This window comes from Aureisphaera sp. (genome assembly GCF_059726885.1).
Window position 1 is genome coordinate 520369 of the sequence record NZ_AP041051.1, and the last position, 24843, is coordinate 545211.

At 39.2% G+C, this 24843-nt stretch carries 17 protein-coding genes; 7 read left to right on the plus strand and 10 right to left on the minus strand.

From position 1 onward, the window contains the following. Positions 1 to 7: 7 nt before the first annotated feature. The 8 genes from AC6JAD_RS02490 to alaS form a co-directional block, all read right to left on the minus strand. The gene (locus AC6JAD_RS02490; protein WP_461302726.1) at positions 8 to 658 is read right to left on the minus strand and encodes a response regulator; all 651 of its coding nucleotides are present in this window, start codon (positions 656 to 658) and stop codon (positions 8 to 10) included. Continuing rightward, entirely contained in the window at positions 655 to 909 is a 255-nt protein-coding gene (locus tag AC6JAD_RS02495; RefSeq protein WP_461302725.1) for a hypothetical protein, read from the minus strand. The genes AC6JAD_RS02490 and AC6JAD_RS02495 overlap by 4 nt, the downstream gene beginning before the upstream one ends. A 39-nt stretch (positions 910 to 948) precedes the next feature. Continuing rightward, the gene (locus AC6JAD_RS02500; RefSeq protein ID WP_461302724.1) at positions 949 to 3057 is read right to left on the minus strand and encodes a tetratricopeptide repeat-containing sensor histidine kinase; all 2109 of its coding nucleotides are present in this window, start codon (positions 3055 to 3057) and stop codon (positions 949 to 951) included. 56 nt (positions 3058 to 3113) lie between these two features. Then, positions 3114 to 4586, minus strand: coding sequence for an MORN repeat-containing protein (locus AC6JAD_RS02505; protein ID WP_461302723.1), 1473 nt, complete (start codon positions 4584 to 4586; stop codon positions 3114 to 3116). Positions 4587 to 4691: 105 nt separating this feature from the next. Next, positions 4692 to 6551, minus strand: coding sequence for an outer membrane protein assembly factor BamB family protein (locus AC6JAD_RS02510; protein WP_461302722.1), 1860 nt, complete (start codon positions 6549 to 6551; stop codon positions 4692 to 4694). Positions 6552 to 6737: 186 nt separating this feature from the next. Then, on the minus strand, positions 6738 to 7277 hold the full coding sequence (locus AC6JAD_RS02515) for a DUF6252 domain-containing protein (protein ID WP_461302721.1): 540 nt from the start codon (positions 7275 to 7277) through the stop codon (positions 6738 to 6740). Positions 7278 to 7354: 77 nt separating this feature from the next. Next, positions 7355 to 8305 carry a GSCFA domain-containing protein gene (locus AC6JAD_RS02520; RefSeq protein ID WP_461302720.1) on the minus strand — a complete coding sequence of 317 codons (951 nt, stop codon included), beginning with the start codon at positions 8303 to 8305 and terminating at the stop codon, positions 7355 to 7357. Between the two features lies 1 nt (position 8306). After that, positions 8307 to 10919 carry an alanine--tRNA ligase gene (alaS, locus tag AC6JAD_RS02525; protein WP_461302719.1) on the minus strand — a complete coding sequence of 871 codons (2613 nt, stop codon included), beginning with the start codon at positions 10917 to 10919 and terminating at the stop codon, positions 8307 to 8309. A gap of 116 nt (positions 10920 to 11035) precedes the next feature. Here alaS and AC6JAD_RS02530 point away from each other — a divergent pair, with 116 nt between their 5' ends. Together AC6JAD_RS02530 and AC6JAD_RS02535 are read left to right on the plus strand one after the other, a co-directional pair. After that, on the plus strand, positions 11036 to 12013 hold the full coding sequence (locus AC6JAD_RS02530; protein ID WP_461302718.1) for a M23 family metallopeptidase: 978 nt from the start codon (positions 11036 to 11038) through the stop codon (positions 12011 to 12013). Continuing rightward, positions 12013 to 12342: a MerR family transcriptional regulator gene (locus AC6JAD_RS02535; protein WP_461302717.1), complete on the plus strand. Its 330-nt coding sequence runs from the start codon at positions 12013 to 12015 to the stop codon at positions 12340 to 12342. The genes AC6JAD_RS02530 and AC6JAD_RS02535 overlap by 1 nt, the downstream gene beginning before the upstream one ends. Positions 12343 to 12437: 95 nt before the next feature. On the opposite strand, the gene corA is transcribed toward AC6JAD_RS02535, so the two are convergent. After that, positions 12438 to 13529 carry a magnesium/cobalt transporter CorA gene (gene corA / locus AC6JAD_RS02540; RefSeq protein ID WP_461302716.1) on the minus strand — a complete coding sequence of 364 codons (1092 nt, stop codon included), beginning with the start codon at positions 13527 to 13529 and terminating at the stop codon, positions 12438 to 12440. A gap of 118 nt (positions 13530 to 13647) precedes the next feature. After that, complete coding sequence (locus AC6JAD_RS02545; RefSeq protein ID WP_461302715.1) at positions 13648 to 13971, minus strand: hypothetical protein; 324 nt, start codon at positions 13969 to 13971, stop codon at positions 13648 to 13650. A 28-nt stretch (positions 13972 to 13999) separates the two neighbouring features. Here AC6JAD_RS02545 and AC6JAD_RS02550 point away from each other — a divergent pair, with 28 nt between their 5' ends. From AC6JAD_RS02550 to AC6JAD_RS02570, 5 genes are all read left to right on the plus strand, one after another. Continuing rightward, positions 14000 to 14245, plus strand: a complete 246-nt coding sequence (locus AC6JAD_RS02550; protein ID WP_461302714.1) for a hypothetical protein — start codon at positions 14000 to 14002, stop codon at positions 14243 to 14245. Between the two features lie 172 nt (positions 14246 to 14417). Beyond that, complete coding sequence (locus AC6JAD_RS02555) at positions 14418 to 16802, plus strand: hypothetical protein (protein WP_461302713.1); 2385 nt, start codon at positions 14418 to 14420, stop codon at positions 16800 to 16802. A gap of 13 nt (positions 16803 to 16815) precedes the next feature. Then, entirely contained in the window at positions 16816 to 18897 is a 2082-nt protein-coding gene (locus AC6JAD_RS02560; RefSeq protein ID WP_461302712.1) for a hypothetical protein, read from the plus strand. Between the two features lie 208 nt (positions 18898 to 19105). Then, complete coding sequence (locus tag AC6JAD_RS02565) at positions 19106 to 24319, plus strand: SLC5/6 family protein (protein WP_461302711.1); 5214 nt, start codon at positions 19106 to 19108, stop codon at positions 24317 to 24319. Further along, positions 24316 to 24834: a hypothetical protein gene (locus AC6JAD_RS02570; RefSeq protein WP_461302710.1), complete on the plus strand. Its 519-nt coding sequence runs from the start codon at positions 24316 to 24318 to the stop codon at positions 24832 to 24834. Before AC6JAD_RS02565 ends, AC6JAD_RS02570 begins: the two co-directional genes overlap by 4 nt. The last annotated feature ends 9 nt before the right edge of the window (positions 24835 to 24843 follow it).

Below are 24843 nucleotides of genomic sequence, written 5' to 3' on the forward strand. Positions count from 1 at the left end.
TTTTTATTTATATAATGTTGTGGTTCTTCGCCTTCTGAACGGCTTCAATCTTACTATGCACCTGAAGCTTTTTATAAATATTCTCAATATGCTTGCGAACGGTACTCGGCGACAAAAACAGATTACTGGCTATACTGGTATAACTAAGACCCGTACTCAATTGTTCAAGCACTTCAATTTCACGTTTTGAAAGGGATATTTCTTCCTTGTCCTCTTGGTTAACGATATTCAAAGGATTGCGTAGCAACTTTAGGGTTTTCAAGGCAATGGAAGGATTCATGGCGGCACCTCCATTCAATGTCTCCTTTATCCCATTGTACAATCCTTCAGGATCAATTTCTTTAAGTAAGTAGCCGTCGGCGCCTGCTTTAATGGAATTGAATATATGCTCATCATTATCAAAAGCGGTGAGCATAATGATTTTAATTTGAGGATACTTTTGTTTCACAACCTGTGTGGCTTCAATACCGTTGAGAACTGGCATTTCAATATCCATAAGAATTACATCCAAATGATGATTATCCTCAAGCTTGGTGAGTAATTCACTCCCATTCGTTGAAGTATGTTTTACTTGCACATCTTCAAAAAAAGATAGTTTTTCCTTGATCGCATGGATCAAAAAAGTATTGTCGTCAACTATGGCAACCCGTACACTCATAATTCGATATCCTTTTGAATTTTTAACGCTTCCCTCAAATTATACAACAAAAAATCATACCTATTCAATGCCTCAAGCCTACATTCCAACTGACGCTCGTGCGACACCATCAACTCATCCATTCCTTTGATATTTTTGGCAAAAACATGCTTCAATTTCTGATTGTGATAATAAAAGCATGCCACTAAAATCAATGCTAACACAACAATGGTCATCAGCACTAAAAATGAACCTTCCAAAATTATTTTCATACTTTAAAGATAGACAACCTATCGTCAAGCACTTATACGTCATTTGCCGTATTTAAAGCTAAGATGAACCTTGGTCCCAACATCTTCTTCGGAAGCGATTTTTATCTCCCCATCTAAGTCCCGTGCCCTTTTCTTCATGTTTGTAAGTCCGTTGCCCATTTCTACCATATCTACATTAAAGCCGTTGCCGTTATCGCTAATAACTACGTTCATATCATCTGCATCACCATTGGAAATGGCAACTTTTATCTCTTTGGCATCTGCATATTTCAGGGCATTATTCACCGCCTCCTGTATAATTCGATATACATTCATCCCTTGAATGGAAGTAAGCACGGTATCTACTCCCATACCCTCCTCTACGTTAAAATTGAAAGAGACCCGATCGCTTACTCCTCCTGCCTTATCAATAAAATTAGCGATACGTGTCTGAAGGTCTTCGAAGGTTATTTCCGTTTTGTTCATGGCCCAGATGGTGTCTCTCAGCTCGTAGATCGTCTGGGTCGTAAATTCACTGATATCACCCAATTTTTGGGTTACTTTTTCATCTTCATCCTTCATTTTGAATTTTAGATTATCTACAGAGGAGGTAACAAATGTGAGCTGCGATCCAATATTATCATGCAAATCCCGGGATATCCGCAAACGCTGTTCCTGAAGCTTGTTCTGTGTTTCAATTTTGGCAAGTGCCGCCTTTAACTCCCCTTCTTTTTTAAGCTGACGGTTCTTAAGTTTTTGTTGATTGAATAACAAATATCCAAGCAAGGCCAGTATCATCGCCAAACCAAAACCTCCTATTATCCAGGTATTCTTTCTTCTCACCTCAAGGTCTTTTTCGGCTAGTTCAGCACGTTGGGCAAGGATTTCTTTTTCCTTCTTCTCGGTCTGATATTTCGTCTCCAGTTCATTTACCCGATTCTTAACATCTACGGATGCCACGGAGTCTGCCAATGACACACGTTTTTTGTAATAGTTCAATGCAGATTTGTAATCTCCCTGTTGTTGCTTTAATCGACTCAATAAATAGAGGGTTCTTCTCCTTACATTAACATCCTTTACCTGTGTTGCAATCTCCAGTCCCTTAAGCAAGTATTTTTCACCTTCATCATATTGTTTTTTGAAGAAATAGGTGTCCCCTAAATTTATTGAAGCTGTCATTACCGAATGAATATCGCTCAGTTCTTCACTTCGTTGCAGGGCAAGTTTTCCGAATCTGATGCCTTCATCAAATTCTTCTACAGTGGTATAGATAAGAGCAAGATTTATATAGGAAATGGTAATGCCCCTATCATAATTGGAAACTTCACTTAAACGTAAGGCTTCTTCATAATACATTTTGGCACTGTCCAATTTCTCCATGCTCAACAGTTTTATGCCATGCCTGCGATATACATTTCCAAGGTTATGGTAGGAAGCCACGGTTCCCGTTATGTTTCCCACTTGTTGTTTTATCGCAAGGGATTTCAAAAAATACTTTTTTGAGCTATCATAATCCCTGAGACCGTGATGTACCAGACCAATATTATTATACGATTTTGCCACTCCATTTAAATCGCCCATTTCTTCGGATATATTGGCTGACTGAATATGCATCTGAATTGCATCCTCAAACTTGCCCCAGTAGTCGTATATAATGGCTAAGTTGTTATAGCAAATGGCAAGATCTTCCTTAAATCCTTTGGGTTCTATATAGGCTATGGCATCCTTGAAATTGGTTTCAGAAGTTTCGAAATCGGAAAGACCCATTGCTCGAAGACCTTGCAAAATCATAAACGTGCTATGCAATTCATAGTCCTTTTCATGATCAATTAAAGGTTGGGCAAGTTCTAAATAATGCTGTACCGAATCGAACCGGGTTTTGTCATCATATACCCTTGCCAATCCCAAATAGGATTTTGCCTTTAACGCATCATCCCTCGATTGATTTGCTATAGCCTCCAATTCCCGATATAGCACTACGGAGGAGTCTAAATTGACTTCTAAGTACTGTTTTGCAAGCTCATTTATAATAGGGATCCTATCATTCTGTTTCGCTGTTTCCAGAAGCTTAATTTTTAAGCTATCGATGTGATTTACCTTATCCTGTGCAGACACGAATTGGCAACAAAACAGCATAGCACATACAATGCCGAGTGCTTTAGGGGTCATCTTGAGTGGGTTAATTAGTTGTACTCGAAATGTACAAAAATATTGTAACAAGCTATTTACTTGAGACTTCTGGTAAGTGTACCGCGACTCCATTCACCTATTTGTTGTTTCAAATCCTTATCATGAAAATATCCACGACCATGGTACTTTCCATTTTCCCATTGTCCTCCGTAATAGGCCTTATCCTTGAAAAAATAGCGTCCGTCGCCATGAAATTGTCCCTTGCTATTGAACATACCGGCATAAGCATCTCCATTTGCAAAAGAATAGTATCCCATATTCATAACCCCATTATTAAAATATCCGGTAAATACATCACCATTTTCCCATTTATAGCGGCCGTAAGAATTCTGGCAATCCCCTGCAACACACCCCGTCTCTACTTTGTTGTCATAAAAATTATGGGCAGTGGTTAATGAACCTCCGACATAGATTCCGCGTTCCCAAACCTCATTAATTTTGCTGTATCCCTTACCGTTCATTTTGCCTGTTTTGTATTCGCCGGTTTTACTATCGCCATTATCGGAAAGGTAGACTCCAAAACCCTCCTGATTATTGTTCTTCCAGAAACCTATATGTTTCCCCGTTCCGGTCCAAAAGTACATCCCGTAACCGTCCCTTTTCCCGTTTTTCCAGAAGCCTTCATAGTAATCGTCCCCGTAGACCATATGGCCCCATCCATTTTGACAGTCCCCAGTGCATCCACTGGTCTTGGTGCTGGCAGTAGAAGTACTTGATGGTGTGTTTACCTGGGGAGCGCTAACGGCAGCGGTTGATGATGTGTTTTCCTCTCCAAAATAGACGTAACTGTTGTCGGTGCTCACCTTACCAAATTTATCTAAGGAATGTAGAGGGTTTCCGTACTTATCATATTTCATATTCGAATTCTTTGTCTGCCCGCAATATTCCCCTTCTTTGTAATAACTGATATACCTGCTTTCTTCCTTCGATGGATTTGAAGATGTATAATGCGAGTTGATCTTTAAGTAACTTCCCTCTTTTGCGTAACTATAGGTCGTTGTTGAAGTTTCGTTTATGGAATTGTAGAATCCCTCTGATTTAATTAATCTGTTCTGACTATCATAGGCGTAGCGATTCTGTATTTCATTGCCGTCAATCCTATATTTTTCAAGAAGGTTTCCATTAGAATCGTAGATGTATTTTTCGCCTATGTTCAGGGCTGTGGCCTTAATTTGAACGTTCTTACTCTGATCTAATATTACATTGTACGTAACCGGTGTACCCGCATAGGTACTTACGATTTGGTAAAGATTATTGGATGCGTCGTAGAGGTAGTCTGTCGTCAAGCCCAAAAGACTTTCATCCTTAACCAGATATCCTTCTTTATTGAAATGGTACGTTCCCAACCAATCCTTATACTCCTTAAGGGGTCCCTTTAAATTGAATTGACTTTTATGATAACGTACTGAAAAGGGATTTAGGGGAGCGTTATCGCTCCTTTTATGCTGTCCCATTGCCATAGCTGGCAAAAGGAGCATTACTGCTAAAAATTGAATACATGTTTTCATCGTCTAAAGTTTTAATGCGTTTCATAAAGAAAAGAGGCCGCCGCCATAGACGACCCCTTTCAAGCACCACAAATACTCCTCTCATTTGTGATGTCCTAACATTGGCTAGTTAGTTAAATCGTAAGCGTAAATGGAATTGGAATCGGCTTTGTAATAGAGCACGCCTCCAAAGTCATCTACAGTATATTCAGGTTTTTTATCTTTAAGAATGATCTCTTTCTCCTTGGCTCCGGTATCCTTGTTTAGTTTCACCAAACCAACACCATCGTCCAATTTTGTCAACACAAACTGAGCATTTGCTGTGGCCGAAGTCGCTTTAAAGCGTTTCAACATTTCGGCAACAGATGCTCCCGATGCAGCCGCCATGCTATCGCCCATATTGGCATAGGCTTCACCTCGGGACGTATAATACCCGAGACGATTGCGGTTTCGGTTGGCCTCGGCGTAAGATGCAGTTGCAGTGGCCGCAGTTGCAACGGCTAAAGCTCCCATTAAAATGGCTCCAAAGGCACTCTTACCGGGCGCTCGGTGATACTCATGCCAATTCGCATTTCCGTCCCAATCCAATAACATCATATTCTGATCGCTGGACAGCAAAATACCACCATCCCTTACTTCCACGCCTGTTGGATCCTCCTTACCATCGAATTTTGATTCTGCCAAAGTGGAAACATCGCCCGTACTTGCATCTACAGCAAATAGTTTTTCATCTGCACTAATTAGATAGCGTCCATTTTTTTCATCGTAATCGGAGGCGACTGCATCGGCCCTTTTGTATTTGAGCGGTTTTTTCCACACCTGCTCCCCGGTATCTAAATTTACAATATTTGCATCTTCTGAGGTAATATAGATCAATCCTTGTGGTGTATTGGCCATGGTAAGAATGTTTTCCCCAGTTTTTAGTGGTTTTTTGAATAAGGTCTTTCCATCGAATGATATTTTATTGATCCCTCCTTCATATATTCCAAATAATATACCGTCCTCCATCACATAAAAATGTTGCACATACCCTTTGGTTTTAGGTGCTTTTTCCCAAAGATCTTCCCCATTTTCTGCACTTAGGAATGCTATTTTAGATTCAGACCTTCCCGATGCCAATTTCATAAGTTTCGATTTACCCGAATTATCCACATTGCTCACAATAGCCAAACCTTGTGGAAGGATTTCAAAGTTTACTACTTTTCCTTTCACTTTGTGTGGGTCTTGCCAAAGTAAACTGCCGTTGGCACCTATTTTGTGCACCTTGGTATTACTGCCATTTTGGGATACTTCGAAACCATAGATTTCCTGTTCAGAATCATCGGCTACCATCCATTTAATATCGTCTGCTTTAATGGTCCAATCTATGGAGCCAGTCTCCATATTTACCTTTTTCAAGGACTTGGTGGTAGGGATAATTAAACCACTCTGTAGCATTAACGGTCTCCCGCTGACGGCCTCAGAACCTTTGAAAGTGAAAAAACTATCCTGTTGACCTGAATTTAGATCGTATACCGCCACTGCCATCGCATATTTTTCTTTGGCCCTACGCTGTCCGCTTACAACCAATTTATTTTGTGGCATCATAACATCGCATGTCATAATCATTTTCCATCCGTTGTCTTCGGTACTGAACAGTTTTTTACCCGACATATAGTCGATCACTGCTTTTTTGGTGGTCATGGCACCAAACCCTGTTTGACCTACCACTACATAAGGTGCCCGTGGCACAAAAAACAACTCCTCGGGTTTTACCCGTCCATAATCGGTGAAATTAAAAAGTAGTTCGTTGCTTCCTGGCTTAATTCCTACCAACCCGTCATTGGTGGCTACCACCATGGTGCCTCCTTCGGTAAGGGTCATTTCATTGATCTTAGCTCCTACATCGTATCTAAAGTCAGGTGTTTCGGCCCTTTGCGCCTGCACTAAGGAAAAGCACATAATCGCCAAAAGAAAGATCATTTTTTGTAACGTTGAAGATTTCATAATTGCGGTTTTTAAGTTGATGGTTCAAAGGTGTAAAACCATCGATTTCAATTCAATAAGGCAATTGACGTATATTCCCTACCAGAGCGCCTATATTCAGGAATAAAAAAACCGAAAGCAGAACTAGGTTCCACTCCCGGTCACGCATAAAAACCTCAACGTATGAGATTTTTGAATGCCTAAGTATTAGTTATCGAAGGTCACTTTAAATTGTCCTTGCGTTATCATTTTGGTAGAAGTATCGTTCGCATTATAACCTTCAAAAGAAAATGTGCCTTCGGCTCCATCATCATCTTGTTTGGTGATATTTATTTCACCGGGTTGAAGTCCTCCTACTGCAGCCGTAGCCAAATTTGATCCCCAAGCACTAGCGGTGGTCCCGTTTAGCTCTCCATATTGAATGAGATTGGGATTGGAAAGGTTGTCCCCTGTGGTATAGGTTCCCGTGCCGTCATAATTCATAATGGTAAAATTGATGAAACTTCCATTATTTGTGCTTCCTTGTGCGGTAAGTACAGTAATCCCATTATTGGTACTTAGGGTCGCTCCAATTAACGTAGCTGGATCCGTAGAAGCCGCAAAATCGGCTCCATCGATAGAGGCAGAAAATGACTCGCTTCCTCCACCAGAAGTGGCTTCAGAATCGCCAGAATCATCATCTTTACTACACGAGATAAGGACGGCAGAAAATAAGAATAGTAATAATACAGTCTTGAACGTTTTCATAATTGTTGGGTTTTGTAGTTAGTACAGGCACAAAGGTGCGATGACCCAACAGGAGATTCAATACGACAATTGCCGTATTATGAAAAAGATACGTGCGGAAGATGCTCTTTTAGGTGTTGTATCTTGGCATCAAGATTTTTCAGGAAGGTTTTATGTTCATTCCCCTCCGAATTAAAGGGTCGATGTAACAATCCTTTCTGAATGGCATCAATTTCCTTGAGCAATGGGGCGGTTTGCGGTGCTAACCAAACAGATCTGAATTTTTCCCAAATAATATCGATGGCCGTTTCATTAGGATGAATCATGTCTTTTTCGAAAAACCGATAATCCCTTAGTTCGTCCATCATAATTTCATAGGAAGGAAAATAATAAGTAGCCTCAGAAGAAGCCACCACCTGGTGTACCCCTGCAATTAGGTGAGACTTGCTCAGACTGTTCTCTGGAAGTCCCTCTTTAATATGCCTTACTGGGGAAACGGTACACAAAAAAGTAGCTTTTGGATTTACCTTTTTCACCTTGGCAACCATCCCTTCGATACAGGTAGCAACCATTTCTACAGAGAGCAGTTCCTTCGAGAATTCCTTTTGCGGAATCTTGTGGCAATTGGCAACGATCTCGTTAGTTTTTAGGAATCGATGTACCCAAGCCGTTCCAAAACTGAAAATAATATGAGAACTTTCCATCAATTCGTTTTTCAACCTTACAAGCAACGTATTCAATTGATGGATATAGTCTTCCTTTTCACTATTGAAAACCAATGAATGGACCTCCAAACAGTACCACGCACCATCCTTCTCGAAAATATCCGCTGGGGTAAAGAATTCATCAGAAAGTGCCCTATGAATCAATTTAAACATCGACACAGGGTTAAAGAGAATACCAAAAGGATTTGTAAGACTTCGAAATTTAAAATAGTCCAGCTTACCTCCTATATGTTCTGTAAAACAAGAACCCAATAACAGCACTTTAGAATCGTAATCCAACGGATTCTTTTCTGCACTTAACCGTATTTGGGTCTGTAAGTTCAATTTAGTTTATAAATGCCTTTGCGGCTTCTAGCGCCTCTGGGATTCCGGCTGGGTTCTTTCCCCCAGCGGTAGCAAAAAATGGCTGTCCACCACCTCCGCCTTGAATGTGTTTCCCTAATTCCCGAACAATCTGTCCGGCGTTCAGTTCTTTGTTCACAGCCAAATCCTTCGAAATATAGCACGTTAGCAGTGCTTTACCACCTGCATTAGAGCCAAATATGACGAAAAGGTTGTCTATTTCACCTCCCAATTCGAATGCCAAGTCCTTAAGTCCTCCGGCATCCAAGTCTAATTCCTTGGCAAGAAAATGCACCCCATTAAGGTCGATAATATCAGACTTCAGCTCTCCTTTCAAGTTCTTTGCCTTGTCTTTTAATAACTGTTGTATCTGTTTTTGAAGCTCATTGTTTTCATCCTGTAACTTCTGAATGGTAGCAGCCGGATCCTTTGGGTTATTCAGCACCTTTTGTACCCCTTTAAGGCTTTCGCTTCTTTGCATGAAATAGTCCTTGGCCGCATCGCCGGTAATAGCTTCAATACGACGAATTCCACTTGCCACTGCACTTTCGGAAGTAATGATAAAATGCCAGATATCCTGAGTGGTTACCACATGGGTTCCTCCACACAGCTCCATGGATTTTCCAAATTTTATTGCCCTAACGGTATCACCGTACTTCTCTCCAAATAAAGCCAGTGCACCTTCATCCAAGGCTTGCTGGTAAGGAATGTTTCTTCTTTCTTCCAAATCGATTCCTTCACGGATTCGGGCATTCACAAAATCTTCTACTTGGCGCAACTCATCGTCGGTTACCTTGCTGAAATGTGAAAAATCGAAACGCATATTTCTACTGTGTACCATAGAACCTTTCTGGGTTACATGCGTACCCAGTACATTTCGAAGCGCCTGATGTAATAGATGCGTTGCCGTGTGATTGGAAGCGGTTCTGGAACGCTGCTTTTTATCTACTACGGCCTTGAATATTTCTTGAGGATTACGTGGAAGGTTTTTGGCAAAATGAACAATTAGGTTATTCTCCTTTTTTGTATCCACTATGTATACCACTTCTCCATTGGAAGCTTCCAGATACCCTTTATCCCCTACTTGTCCACCCCCTTCTGGATAAAAAGGTGTAATGTTAAACACCAATTGATAGAGTTCTCCTTCTTTTTTACTCTCGACCCTTCTATAACGCGTAATCTTTACATTGGTCTCCAATAAATCGTAACCTACAAATTCTTCTTCGGCATCATCCAAAAGAATTGCCCAATCCCCGGTCTCTACCTTGGTAGCTGCTCGGGATCGATCTTTTTGTTTTTGAAGTTCTGCCTTAAAGCTAGATTCGTCCAAATCATACCCTCGTTCCCTCAAAATAAGAGCGGTCAAATCTATTGGAAAACCATAGGTATCATATAATTCGAAGGCTTTAACGCCCGAAACTTCTTTTCCTGAAGTGTTGTTTATCACATTTTCCAATAACACCAACCCCTGATCCAAGGTCCGTAAAAAAGAAGCTTCTTCTTCGCGAATAACATTGGTAATAAGGTTCTTTTCTGAAACCAATTCCGGAAATGCCTTTCCCATTTGCTTCACTAAGGTAGGTACCAACTTGTGAATGAAAGGCTCTTTTTTATCTAAAAAAGTAAACCCGTAACGGATGGCTCTTCGAAGGATTCGGCGAATTACATAACCCGCTCCAGAATTACTAGGTAATTGGCCATCGGCAATAGAAAACGCCACGGCACGCACATGATCACTAATAACCCGGATCGCAATATCTACTTTTTCGTCTTTGCCATAGCTGGTATTCGTAATAGCTTCTACTTCACGAATAAGCGGAGTAAACACATCGGTATCATAATTACTCTGTTTGCCCTGCAATACCATGCACAGGCGTTCGAATCCCATTCCGGTATCTACATGTTCCTCTGGGAGTTTGTCCAAACTCCTATCGGCCTTTCTATTAAACTGCATGAATACCAAGTTCCAAATTTCCACTACTTGTGGGTGGTCTTGGTTCACCAAGGTGGCACCATCTATCTTTGCCTTATCTTCTGCAGAACGGATATCTACATGAATTTCGGAGCAAGGTCCACAAGGGCCCTGTTCTCCCATTTCCCAGAAATTATCATGTTTGCTCCCATTAAGAATTCGGTCTTCAGCAATGTGATCTTTCCAAAAATCGTAGGCTTCCGTATCCCTTTCCAGCCCTTCGGATTCGTCCCCTTCAAAAATGGTTACGTAAATAATGTCCTTATCAATTCCGAACACTTCGGTAAGCAACTCCCAAGCCCATCCAATGGCTTCTTTTTTGAAATAATCCCCAAAACTCCAGTTCCCCAACATCTCGAACATGGTGTGATGATAGGTATCCATACCCACTTCCTCCAAATCGTTGTGCTTTCCACTAACACGTAGGCATTTCTGGGTGTCGGTAATACGTTTGTTTTTTGCTTCTTTATTTCCAAGGAAAAACTCCTTGAACTGGTTCATTCCGGCGTTGGTAAACATTAAAGTTGGGTCATCCTTAACCACCATAGGGGCAGAAGGAACAATGGAATGTGTTTTCGATTCGAAAAATTTCAAAAACTGGCTTCGTATCTCGGAAGAAGTCATAAAAATCGATTAATTGAATTTACGTATATTGTGATGGCCAAACAATTTCTAAATTTGCCCAGCGTTACACAATTGGTAACGCGCTCCATCAACCGCAAAAATAGGACTTTTTATTTATGTCTAAGGTAAAATATTACTACGATAGCGATACGCTTTCCTACCGAAAAATTGAACCGAAAAAAGGAAGGAAATTCGGTTATGTGATGCTCTTTTTTGTGGCAGCCGCTTTTTTTGGTCTACTCGGACTATTGGTGATCTACAATATTCCTGGGATTGAAACTCCCAAGGAGAAATCCATGAAACGGGAAATGGCAAACCTTGAGTTTCAATACGACATCTTAAATCGCAAAATGGAGCAAGCGGAAGCCGTATTGGAAGACCTTGCCAATCGTGACAACAACTTGTATCGGGTTTATTTTGAAGCAAATCCTATTCCAGAAGAACAGCGAAAGGCTGGTTTTGGTGGTATAAACAGGTACAAGGAACTAGAAGGGTATGACAATTCCAATTTGATTATTAATTCGAGCCAACGACTGGATATCCTTACCAAACAAATTGTGGTACAATCCCGATCCCTGGATGAGATTACCCAGTTGGCAGAAGAAAAAGAAAAACTCCTAGAAGCAATCCCTGCAATACAACCTGTGAACAACGAAGATCTAACCCGCATGGCTTCAGGTTATGGTTATAGAACGGATCCGTTTACCAAAGCTAGAAAATTTCATTGGGGAATGGATTTTACCGCTCCAAGGGGAACTCCGGTCTATGCCTCTGGAAATGGTGAGGTTATTAGGGCGGATAATTCAGCCTCGGGCTATGGAAGGCATATTAGAATTGATCATGGCTTTGGATACCAGAGTTTATACGCCCATTTATACAAATACAATGTAAAGAAAGGGCAAAAAGTAAAGCGTGGTGACCTAATTGGTTTTGTGGGAAGTACCGGTCGAAGTGAAGCGCCTCACCTTCATTATGAGATTTTCAAGGATAATGAACGAATCAATCCCATCAATTTTTATTATGGGAACTTAAGTGCCGAGGAGTTTGCCGAGTTGCTCAAAAAATCGGAACAAGAAAATCAATCCTTAGATTAATGCACGTAGATCTCCCAGAAAAGCGATATTACAGTATTGGCGAAGTAGCCAGTGCTTTTGAGGTAAACACCTCTCTTATTCGTTTTTGGGAAAAGGAATTCGATGTATTGCAACCCAAGAAAAATGCCAAGGGAAATCGTAAGTTCACTCAAGAAGATATTAAAAACCTCGAATTGATTTACCACTTGGTAAAGGAACGGGGCTTTACCTTGGACGGTGCCAAAATACACTTAAAAGAAAACAAAAAAGGCACTTTGGACAACTTTGGAATCATTCGCAAATTAGAGTCGGTAAAGGCAGAATTGCTGAAGATTAAAGATAGTCTTTAATCCTGTCAAGGCGCAATTGAGAAAGCGCAACAGTTTCGCAGCAATTAAGATTAGTTAAAGTTTACTTCTTGAATAGCTTAATATAAACTACAAATCTACAACCACTTCTTTCGCCTGAAATATAGAATTAAGGCAAAAAATACCAGTACCATAACGCCCAAAAGAATATAGTACCCATATTTATAATGCAACTCGGGCATATTATCAAAATTCATCCCATAGATTCCAGCTATAAATGTCAGCGGAATAAATATGGTCGCAATAATGGTAAGTACCTTCATGATGCTATTCATCTTATTGCTTATGGTCGTCTGATACATGTCCATAAGCCCCCAAGTCATCTCTCGGTACACATCAATATTTTCACTTATGTGCAGAATGTGGTCTTGTAGATCCCTATAGTAATCGACCGTTTTCTCTTGAATTAACCCAGACTCAGTTTTCACAATTCTCGAAATCACCTCTCGCGCAGGAATTACATTTCTGCGTATCCTCAATATTTCTTGTTTTAAGCTTTGTATGTCATGAGGTATAGAATCTTTCTGACCTTCCAAAAAGATAAGATCTTCCATACGTTCTACCCCTTCTTCAATATTATCTACTACGACAAAATAATTATCCACTACGGCATCTAGAATACTAAACGCTAAATAATCTGCCTCGGAATTGCGGATACGGCTTTTCGGGTTCTTTAATCGTTCCCTAATAACCTCAAATACGTCCTCTTCAGATTCTTGGAAAGTAATCACATAGCCTTCACCAAGAACCATGGAAACATGTTCGATAACCACTTCCTTGGCTTCATTGAAATACAACATCTTGAGCACAATAAACAAGTAATGTTCGTATTCGTCGATCTTAGGTCGCTGATCCGTATTCACAATATCCTCAAGGATAAGCGGATGAAGTTTAAAATAGTTACCAAGGGCAGAAATTTCTGCGGTATGACCCAGCCCATTTACATTAATCCATGAAATATGATCATTCCCTTTAAAGGTAAAAACCTCATTAATAGCATTGGTTTCAAAGAATTTACAGCTATCTACCGAGTAGTCGAATACCTCCAAAGAGGTTTCTAGGTGTTCTTTATCCCCAATGTAGACAACTGCACCTGGCACTTGCCCCGCACTTTGCGAGGTTCTTCTCTTTTTAGATCTAGATACTTTTCGTTTGTTCTGTTTTGCCATGTTGAAACGGTAAGGACTTGAAAAGTACAAAATGTCTGGGGTATGTCTAAATCTTTTTATACGTACTCATTAATTGTCATCAGGGGTTTGGTCTGTAAGGGCTTTTTATCTTCCCTATTTAATTTCTTGATAACAAAAGACTTGGTCGTTTCACCGCTTTTGCATCAAAAGACGTATCGAATCGAGGATCGGGGATATAGTTCATCCGTTCCAATTTTGAAGCTTCAATGGTAAGAAAATCGAACTCTTCCACTACTTTTCCGGTAATCTTATAAATACCCTTTCCGCGAAAAGGATACTTTTTCGCTACGGGTGGAAAGTGGATATCAATACTGGGTATTGTACTGAGTACACCACTTGTAATCGAGATACAAATCTGGTCATTAACGGCAATATGGTGTCCAGCTTCAAGAATAGACAGTTCCTTTAAGGACTCGATCAAGGTACCGATACTATGATTGCCTTGCTGAGTGGCACTTATAAAAAAGACAGAGGCCTTAGCGATAAAGGAATACCCAAAAGAACTCATTATCATTCTCATTTTTATCATATTGTTCGTCACCTTAAGTTATAGTGGTGGAGGCGGCAGTTTACTGGATGTTATCATCCTTAGCAATATGGGACGTTCTACCTATGGAGGAAGCAGCAGTTTCTCCGGTGGAGGCTGGAGCTTTGGTGGTGGCTTTGGAGGAGGTGGTGCTTCTTGTGGATGGTGATGCCACTGCTTAAATACGTTCTATTTGAGTTAATAGTTTTATAAAAATTTCTATATTTACTTTTTACTCACCTGGTTACACTCCCCAAAAGATGTTCTTAAAATACGGTTTTCCGTATTTTGATGTTTTCTAATAAGATTAATTTATTAGCCAGCAATATTTTTAGTCTATTATGTACTATTTACCCATTCATATTGAAAGCCGTAGAGTTCATATTTGTAAACTCACGAAAGGACAAAACAATACTTCTTCAGAATTTGTTGTATCCCATGCCTCCCGAAACACCTTTCTAACCCTCAAAAAAGGAACCCAACTTTTGTCCGAAGATGGCACGAATGATGACCGTTTAGTATTAGACCATAACGGAGAAAATTGGACTTCAGCATTCAAAATTATATTTGAAAGTCATGATAATACCCTAAATTTAGTTTTGGAAGAACTTCCAGAGAAAGTTGGAATATTGGAAGTTGACGGAGAGGATGTTCTGGAGCAAATGGACGTAAGATATCGCCTTAAAGATGATGGGTTGGTTCTTGAAAATACGGCTACCACTCCCAGGACTTTAGCTTGTAACATAAGTTATAGATCTTTTACGTCTTATTTGACTTTCGATATTGTCCCTAATACCCAAATAGTAAACGCTGTTTTTGATTTTGGATCCGAAGCTTCACAAATTGGCGTAATGTTTAATGATGCAGAAAATATTGAATTACTCAATTTAATTTCTCTTGCCTACGATCATTTTTACAAGAGAAAATTTGCAGACACAGACACCACAAATGCCGATTTTTACCAATATGAACATGGCCACAACCACGTTCTATTGTCTTATTTCTTTTTACGCACCCAGGAAGGTATATCCAATAAACTAGGTGTTCCTTTCCAGGCTGGAAAAAACAGTTTGATAAAAATTCTAGCCAAACACACAGACCCTGTTTTTTTCAACAACATTAACAAGAACAATGATATGGGACACTTTTTGTTACCCAATTTAAAGCTTGCGGATGTTGTTGATTTTCCCAATATAAAGTATGATGGTAAGAATGGCGAAACCAAGTATTTCGACAATCAGGAAGTAAAGGATGAGATTTTTGAAATCATCATGAGTCAGTTTGTCCATTTATTACTAAAACGAATAGACAACTATTACACCACCAAAAACCCGAACCAAAAAACCGATATATATCTTAGGCTTAATTTACTTGTTCCCAATATTTATTCCCAGCATAAGGTTTTCAATATGTTGGAACGTTTGAATGAAAATACAAGTGCCATTTTTCAACAGGATCACTTTAAAAACGATTTTAAAGGCATAGAGCTTCTTACCTCCTCAGAAAGTGACGCCTCCTTCGATTACAAGGAATACGAGCAAGGAAGAAATGACAGAAACGGAGCTAGTAGCCCTGATTATTGTCTGGTTATCGATGCCGGCAAAGGAACCACCGATTTTTCAATCATAGAATGTTTGCAAAACCCTAATCGATATATAAGTAGCCATAGATCGGGTATTGCAGGTGCCGGAAACCTCATGACTTTTGCAATTATGGAAGCAATTGTCGCCACCATTACCAACAACAATCCTCAAAAAAGCAAAATGTTCATCGAGGAGAAGATTTTAAAAGCAGATGCTTACAGACAACTTAATTTCTTTTACCTGATAGAAAAGATTAAAAAGAGTTATGACAGTTTAGACGAAATCACTGCCGAAAAATTACTGGATAAAGAAAATGAGTATCTCAATATCTCATTCGGCACCCTTCAGGATTTAGGGTTACGGGAATTGAATGATTTTTTGAAAAAATTTACCGATGCAAACAAGCGTATCATGGATTACTATGGAATCATTGACAAGTCGATCGATTCATATGTAAAAAAATTGATGCATGAATTGGAAAACACTCAGGAAAAGAAATTTTACAACATCCGTTTTGCGGGTAGGGCCTTTCTTTTTTCACCTTTGCGGGAAAAACTTGAAAAACAACTCAAAAAGTTTTCCAGGGATATCGATCATCTCGAACGGCCAAAGGAAAAGTGTTTGGAAAACAGCCTAGACAAGCGAATAAGAATTAGCGAAAATTCGAATCTAGTAGGAATCCCAGTTACATCTAAAGGATCTGTTACCAATCGCAGTAATTTTCTGGAAAGTATTGGGTTTAGTGAATCTGAAGAACCTCAAAATGATGATTTTGTAGCAGCTTCGGATAATTTTTTCCTGTCGGGAATCAACCTTAAAAAAGAGGACATCAAGACCATTACCATTAGCGGATATCAATACATCCTTGAAAACGAAAGCCTTCTTAATACCCAAGAGGACACCTTTAACCTCATCTATACTGGAGATGCTTTTTTGGTGAGATCTGCAGATGAGAGTACAAAACTGGAAATAGAAAAGAGTATAAATAAAAAAGATGATGATGCCATTAGATCATTGTTCCCGAATATTCCTGCAGGGGAAGATATTCCCATTATTAAAAACAATACTGAGAGCTCTACAAGCCGTTTAATGCGGCATGAAAATATTGTACAGAAATACATTAAACTACTACAAACGCCTTGATAACAAATAGAATATGATACGGTTCTTTTTCGGCTACAAACAACTCTCCCAAGTATATGTACTTCTAGTGATAGGTTTTACCATCATAGGAATGGCTTTACCTAGGAATCCTTTACCCATTATTGAAGTGGATAATACCGAATTATCTATTGGGGAATTTCTAATAGAATTCGATGAGAAGACTTTTAAAAATGAAAATTTAGAATTTACCTATGATTCTATCATCGGTGCCGAGACCTTCCAAAAAGCCGTTGAAAAGTATTTCCCCAACCTTGTATTCAACGAAGGGAAAAATTATGTCCAATTACAAGACACCATTCACGGTTGGAAATTCGAAACACTCCTTGCAGATATTGGTGCCTCCCAAGATAGTATAGACATGCAATGGAGATCCTTGGCTCTTAAAAATGCCCTTGGCTCTTCTTTAATTGCTATTGCGAAAAAGAATTCAGAAAGCCATGTTTTTATTGAAGACGGAAAGTTAAGTAGCGTTGAAATAGGAAATGATGAATATGAAATAGATAAATCCAATAAGGGATTTATTATTCGAAAAGAGCAGAGTGACAACACTTCTTCTTCAACCACAGTTGATCCAGAAAAAGAGGGCTTCCCTTGGCAATGGATATCGCTATTGCTGGTAGTGGTAATTGCTAGTGTTCTAGGGTATCTTCGTATGAAGAAGCATTACATTTCGGTAAATCAACTCAAAAATTATTTAGAAAGCAATAATACCCCCCCTCCAAAAGCATTGAGTGAGAATGACAAAGGTTACCTCGCAGCCATCTTTCAACGACTTAAATTTCAACAGGAATCCAAAGACGGCCCAAATTCGAACCATGAAAGCATTGTTGTGGGGCATAGAAAATTGGAGGGAGACATACTAAGCGCTACCAACTTAAAAGAAATAAATGGAGCCCTTTTGAACTACTTTAAGAGTAATAACGGTGTTTTAAAAAAATTGGGGAACCTTCAAACCTTTTTGAATAAAAGGGAAGAATTAAACGATGTAACAATTACGGTAGGTAATATAGACAGTCATTTATCCAACTTTCTTACCCTTTTGGATGAAAACTCCAATCAAAAGCAACAAATGTTCAAGAACCGCCTCGAAGAATTGTGCAAAACGGAAGCTAATATGAAAGGCCTTCTAGAGCGTTCTACGGTTGATAGCGACAGTGAACTTTTGGACATATTGAGCAACACCTTGCATAAGGCAAATACTGAAAAGAATGCAGGACAATTGGCTAAATTGCTTAAGCTATTCAAAATAGACGATTCGCTAATATCGCAAGGAGAGGAGATTCTCAGAGATTCGAAACAAATAGATAAACTGTTATCATTTCTAAAACGTCCCAACTTATCTGAAGGGCAGACTCCGCTGAGTAATATCGAAGAGATGCATCAACTTAGCGAAAGTCTGCAATCCATTGTTCCCGGAAACCGATTCGATTTTAAAGCACAGTCCCGTAGCTTGATTGGCGACCACTTGTTTAATGCCTTTCTTACTTCTATAAAAGAACGGGAAACTTCTTTGTTAAGCGAGGCAAAACCTCAAATTATCAATAACATAAAATTAGCCTATCAACAGCTTACACCTGAAAACAAATTGATTCGAGAATTCGATGTAGAGTCTTTCATTAGTAGAGAAATTAGCCCCTATTTGGATTTATTGTCGCAATACGAGCGGAACTTCAGTCAAGAGAATCGCTATTTGTATCAGTTCCATGAACGCTTTAAGGGGTTCTCCGAAAGGCTCGAGCAGTACGAGCCTTTATCGCAAGCGGACAAATCCTGGCTTTTTCAACAACTTTTTACCATGGCTTTCCACATATTGGACTATGTAAAAGTTACGCTAAGCCTTCCAAAAACAGATGGTTCCGACCTCAACTATAATATGATACTAAACAACGAATCCTTACAACAGCTTAATGAAAATCAATATCAGCGAATGACCAAAAGCGCTATCGAAACGCCTATGGAAGTTAGAAAAATACTGGAATTGGCTCATGAAGTAAACATTGAGACCCTTGACGAGATATTGTTTTATGGTTTTTATATAGGACCGGATCATCTAAAAGACGAGTTGAATGGTTAAAAGGAATTTAATTTCACTTAACGGCAAAACTATATTTGCGTCCGTATGGTTGCTTTTCCTTCTATGTGGTGCTTTTTTTGTAACCACTTTTACGTCGTTAATTATATTTTGCCTTTTGTTGTTGGCATTTATTATCGCACTCCGTAGGTTCCCTACTAATACTTCAAAATTTATATTACCGGCACTTCTCATTTTGGGTGTTATTGGCATGAGAACGATAAACAACTACACCTTTCCCGATGCCAATAAGCATATTTTCAGTAACACGGATTATCACATTCTAGAACACATAGGATTCGATTACGAAAACTCCCTCCATTTGGTAAACGAACAGGATTCCCTGTTTGCTTTGTGGGAGGGAAAAGAAGGACGTGTTACCCTAAGTAATACCGATGAAGATAAGACTCGGTTAAACGTAGAAAACTTTTACGAACCTTTTTACGTAAAAGAACCTGGCCGTTATTCCCTAAAAAACAACATATACGAATTAGACATTTCAAAAGGCTTTGCTGTTAGGCACAATGGAGAAGTTATCCTTAGGCTTGAAATTGGCGACTCATTAATAGATGGGAATGTCTCTAAGAACAGAGCCATTTACAAATTAGGTTTGGACTCGGATGGCATGGAAAGTATTGAGTTTAACAGAAAGCTTTCTATTGGTTATCCCTTTTCAGATTTGATTTTACAAAGTAACCTTCCAAACTTGGATAGATTGTTGTTCCTTTTTCAGGACAGTTATCTCATAAGGAAGGCTTACAGTACAAACCCAAGAAAACCAGTTTCAGACAATACGCTCTTCTTTTTTCCAGGGAAGAGCTTTGCTGAGGAAAGCGGCCTCACTATTTCGAACGGTATTTCAAGTATAGAAATCAATGAAGCCAATAGGGCGTTCGATTTTACACTGGCATATAATACCCAGTTTTATGTTGGCCTTGGGAAAAAGGCAACGGAGAAATTAGTGATCCTCCCTCCCGATAGTCTTCAGAGAAAGAACAATGAACGAACGTTAAAATTGGATTTCCCACAAAAATTCAAACTCAAGGACGACCCAAAAAATCTGATGTTTATTTCTTCATCATTGGATGAAGTGATTGAAAACACCTTGGATGGAGGGTATTATTTCCCATTATTTGAAAGTGCTTCCAACAAAAATCATTGTTTGGGAAGTATACGTTACGACAAAGGTGATAGCCAGCGCGCCATGGTCTTTCAGATAAACGATCAATATAACGAAAGCGTTCCTACGATCGACAGATCTACCGACAATAGTATTATAGAGGTAAAAGCGGATGAGCAATTTGTTTTGTCTACCAAAAACAAGGATCAGAATGTAGCTTGGCGTCTTCAAGTTACCAATCTAAGGGCTTCTAATGCCCTTACCAATTTCAAGCTTTACGGTTTCATTCTTACCTACATCTTCTTGATCTTACTGGTTATTAAACTCGTTGGTCACAAAAAAATACATTTGGTAGAGATCTGCACCTATATCGTTCTTTTCGTTTTCCTTATGCTTCGCATTCTTCTACATTGGCGCATAAGCACCTTTGTTCCCATTGAAGAAATCTCTAAACACGAATATGAAAATACCTTACGAAGTGATACTTGGTTCGTATTTACCTTTCTGTGGATGCTGGCTTTTTTTGTTATCCGAATTGGTATCTTCTATGTCAAGGAGATGCGCATGCTTATTGGCTTAGGAAATCGTATTCAGGCATTATGGAGAAAAGTCCCGTTTTGGGGTTATGTTTTGGTTTATGGATTTATCTGTTGTAGTGCAATAGTAATTAGTTTCGTAGGTTCTGATGCTTTAGAGCGTGTTTTGAATATTTTTCTACCCATCAGTCTTTATTTTTTAGTAACCTTCTTGAACCTATCTATAAAACGCCCGCCAATTTCCCCTTTTAATATAGAGCCATTTAATGCATTCAACACGCTATTGATTATGGGATGGATGTTCATAGCGGACGCTGGTTTCGGAATCATCTTCTTTTTGTTCGTTTGCCTTAGGGAATTCTTAATTGCACTTATAGGAAAAACCTCGAAGAGAAGCACTTTACGGGCAATTACATTTGCGCTATTGTTCTTGATTTTCATTTTTTTAGGCAGCAACCTTATTAGTTTGGCTATAACCTACCGTGAAGTGACGTATATTTTGGTTTGTTTGGCAGGATTACTAGTAATTGCAGGGATCTTATGGTCTATTAGGAACTTGGATTCCCTTAAAATTAGTCCTCCTAAAATCAAACTCTATTCGGGCGCCATTCTTGGTTTGATTGTCTTAGCATCTATAATTGGTTTTGCAAAAGGAGCTCCAGACTTTCTAAAAAGCTTTAATTATGTGAAGTACCGAGCACAGATACATCATACTTCCATAGACGAACTTATACAGCAAGAGCAGTTTAAATCTTCAGAGGTAAGTCAAATTCTGAGAGCAGGGCAAAACCAATGGTTTATAAATGCCTATTTAAAGAAGGAGCTTTTCGAACCTGAAGGCTCGACACAGGGATTCTTTTCCTTAAAACCACACTTCAATAAAGGGTCTGGATATACTACCCAAACGAGAGATGTTGTTGTAACTCGATATGTTATCGCAGAACATAATGAGTTTGTTGTGATTGGCCTTATCTTACTCATTGTGGCGTTGCTATTCATCTATATTCTGGAATACAGAAAGACGTCCAGTTATAATTTTATTGGACTTAATGCCATAATTCTAATTTTTACCATTGCATTTTTCGTTTGGCTCACCGCCACCAATAGATTTATCTTTTTTGGGCAAGACTTCCCGTTTTTGAGTACAACCAGTAAGCTTACTCTTTATATGCCATTTTTGCTCTTTCTTATTGGAATCCTTTCTAAGAAAAGGGAGAGCGATGTGAAGGAATCGAGTGCAGAGAAAAGGCACAAAATGAGAGTGGTGGTCGCCACATTGGGGGTTCTCCTAATTATTGCGGGGCTTCAAAAAGTTAGAAACAACATCATTGAAGACAAACTGTTCAATATAAAACCAACCATAACGGAAATAAAGAATCGGGTCATCCTTCTTAACAAGCACCTCAAGGTATACCAAAACAAGCTTTCAGATAGGGATAGTGAATATTACGATGAAGATTTTGACAGGGATCGTATTGTAGAGTTTTATGGCAACCTTAATGGACTGGACATCTTTATCGACAACTTTAATGGGTACTTAATACAAGAAGCACAGGAAGACAGGTTAAACCCAAATAACATAAGTGACAAACTCTTTGTAAACAGTATTTATAAGTATTTCTGTGAGGATTTAAAAAATAAAAGGAATCCTGCCGAGATATTGCATCTAATTGTAAAAAATGAATATCTGCAACTAGCAATTAATGAACAATACTACCTCATAGAGCCTCCTGCCCACCAGCAAAACAAATGGATGGGACATTTGTATGCGGCCCAAAAGGAATTGTCTTTTACCTTGGAAAACACTAACAATGATTCTGAATTCACCATCATTGAAAACAACAAATTCGTGCCCGATTTCGATTGGATGACGGAAAATAAAAACATTCGTAATTATGAAGTTTCCGTAATTCCTGGAAATTGGCTTCTTAATGATGAAATGGCCCTATTGCTCCGAAAAAAATCTACCAATATCAAAGAAGAAATGGGGAAGTTTAAAATGATAAACAACACCGGGAACTACACTTCTTATGAGCAAGCATATAATAGTTTTGCTCTTCGGTTTACCCCAAATGACTTCATCAATGTTTACGATCCAAGAAATCGTGTGAGCCAATATAAATTGGTTAAAAACAACAATGATTATCTCATGCGCAATTTATGGCTCAATGGTAAACAGCGTTTCTTTTATCCACTGGGAGAAGACTTTATTTGGGCGTATAATTATGCCAATGCCGTAAAAGCTAAATATTCTAACAAGGAAAATACCAATGACAGTGTTAGGGTAAGTATCGACTATGACCTTACCAAAAACCTTAACGAGATTATTAAGAAATACACCAAACGACAACGTTGGAATAAGCAGAGTTTTGCTGTTTCGGTTGTTGATGGCAACGGTAGGATTAGGGCTATGGTAGACTACACCAAAAACAAACGTCTTAACCCTAACGATATAAAAGGCTTGCTAAAGTTCAGAAAAGAATCCTATGCCGTTCAAAGTCCATCTTCGGGTAGGGACGAAAAAGGGAATCTAAATCTTTTCCAGGTGAGGATCGGGCCAGGATCTTCAGTAAAACCCATCATGTATGCAGCTACAACGTCTCAATTTAATTTTGATTGGAACACCTTGCAACTACGAGGCCTGAGTCAAGAAGTTTCGGAAGAAGTGCTGAATGAAGAAGGAAAATTAAAAACCTATGGAGGTAAAAAAATCACCCCTTGGACCCTTACAGGGGTGGACACGTACCCTAGCAACAACGTGGATTATCTTGTACAATCATCCAACACATATCATTCGCTCGTAATGTTCCTAGGGTCTTATAACAAATCTGCCCTTCAATATAACTCCAGCACCATTTTAAAACCTTTTGACAGGGATTCAATGAGTTATCCTGTAATTCGCCATAGAAACAGAAACTATGACCAAACATTCAATCCAGAAAATTGGCCCCGTTCTAGAGAAGGCGATAGCGACTTTTTTGGTAACACCAATTCTATTCTGGCAAAGGGACTGGAAGCTAACTTCGATTTAAAGGTATCCTTACCCAAAGAACGGAGAAGAAACAATTATGTGAATTTTGACCCTAAGGTCTCCAAAAGTATATACACCGATAATGAAACGGAGTTCAAAAGCTTCAGCTATCCTGAACGGTCTTCCTTCATTCATGACAATAGGGAGCAAAAGGAGGGATTTGGCCGTGCTTTAAAGCAAAGTACTCTAGGTGGATCCCCCATTGTTATTACTCCTTTAAAAATGTCTGAAATGGGAGGTCGATTAATTAGCATGAACAGTGATTTTAAAATCACCTTGGACGACTCAAAGGAAACAAAGGATTATACTCCTTTCAGTGTAGATGAAGAATCCTGGGGAAGCCGTGAACGGTACTATAAGAATTTCTACCGACCTCAATTGCTCGGAGGTCTGGAACAGGTAGTTTCTAGAGGTACCCTACAAAGCATGAGTAGTTTGCAGCGGGAGTCTCCTTACTTCTATTATGCTAAAACCGGTACCATCAATTTCGAGACCCGACAGGGTAGGCGGCAAAGTGATAAATTATTGTTGTTTGTTATAAGCAAAAACAGAATTAATAATATGAGGTATGAAGAGCTTAAGGATAACAAGTTCTACGTCTTCTATTTTGCCTGTTACGAATGCGGTAATCTTCCACACGATCTACTCAAGGAAATCATTAAGGAAGTTGAGACCAACAGTGAGAGCTTCGAAAAATATTTTAATGAGACCCCAACAGAAATAACGATCAATCCATGAAGCAAGTAGTAAAGAAAATACTGTTTCCCATTATAGCACTGGTAGTATTATCAGGGATTGGGCTATGGCTGTATAAAACCGAAACCGTAAAAATTACTGAAAATGAAGTAGAAGAGAAGACCGATAAAAATTTCAATTCGAATGATTCGGTCATCATCGAAGAACGACATATGGGCCTTGTAAGACTCGATACACTAAGAGCACTTATTGCAGATATTGGATGGAACGATAAAGTTGAAATCGAAACAGATGGAGATGCAGTTTCTTTTCTGTTGGTTTCATTGGAAAACAAAGATGCGTATCGTAGGATTTTTTTCAATGACATGGCAATGGACATACTACTTTCCCGTGAGTTTGAAACACCTACGCCTCTATTTACCGTGCACGACACAGATGACACCTATGGATATACTGTTAAGCTCGTAGAAAAAAATGAAGTGGACTATGCAGAGATTCCCTTCGAGTTTCTTTTGGGAATAACCGACGAGCGCGGAAGACAAAAGGCAAGTAACTAACCAGATAGC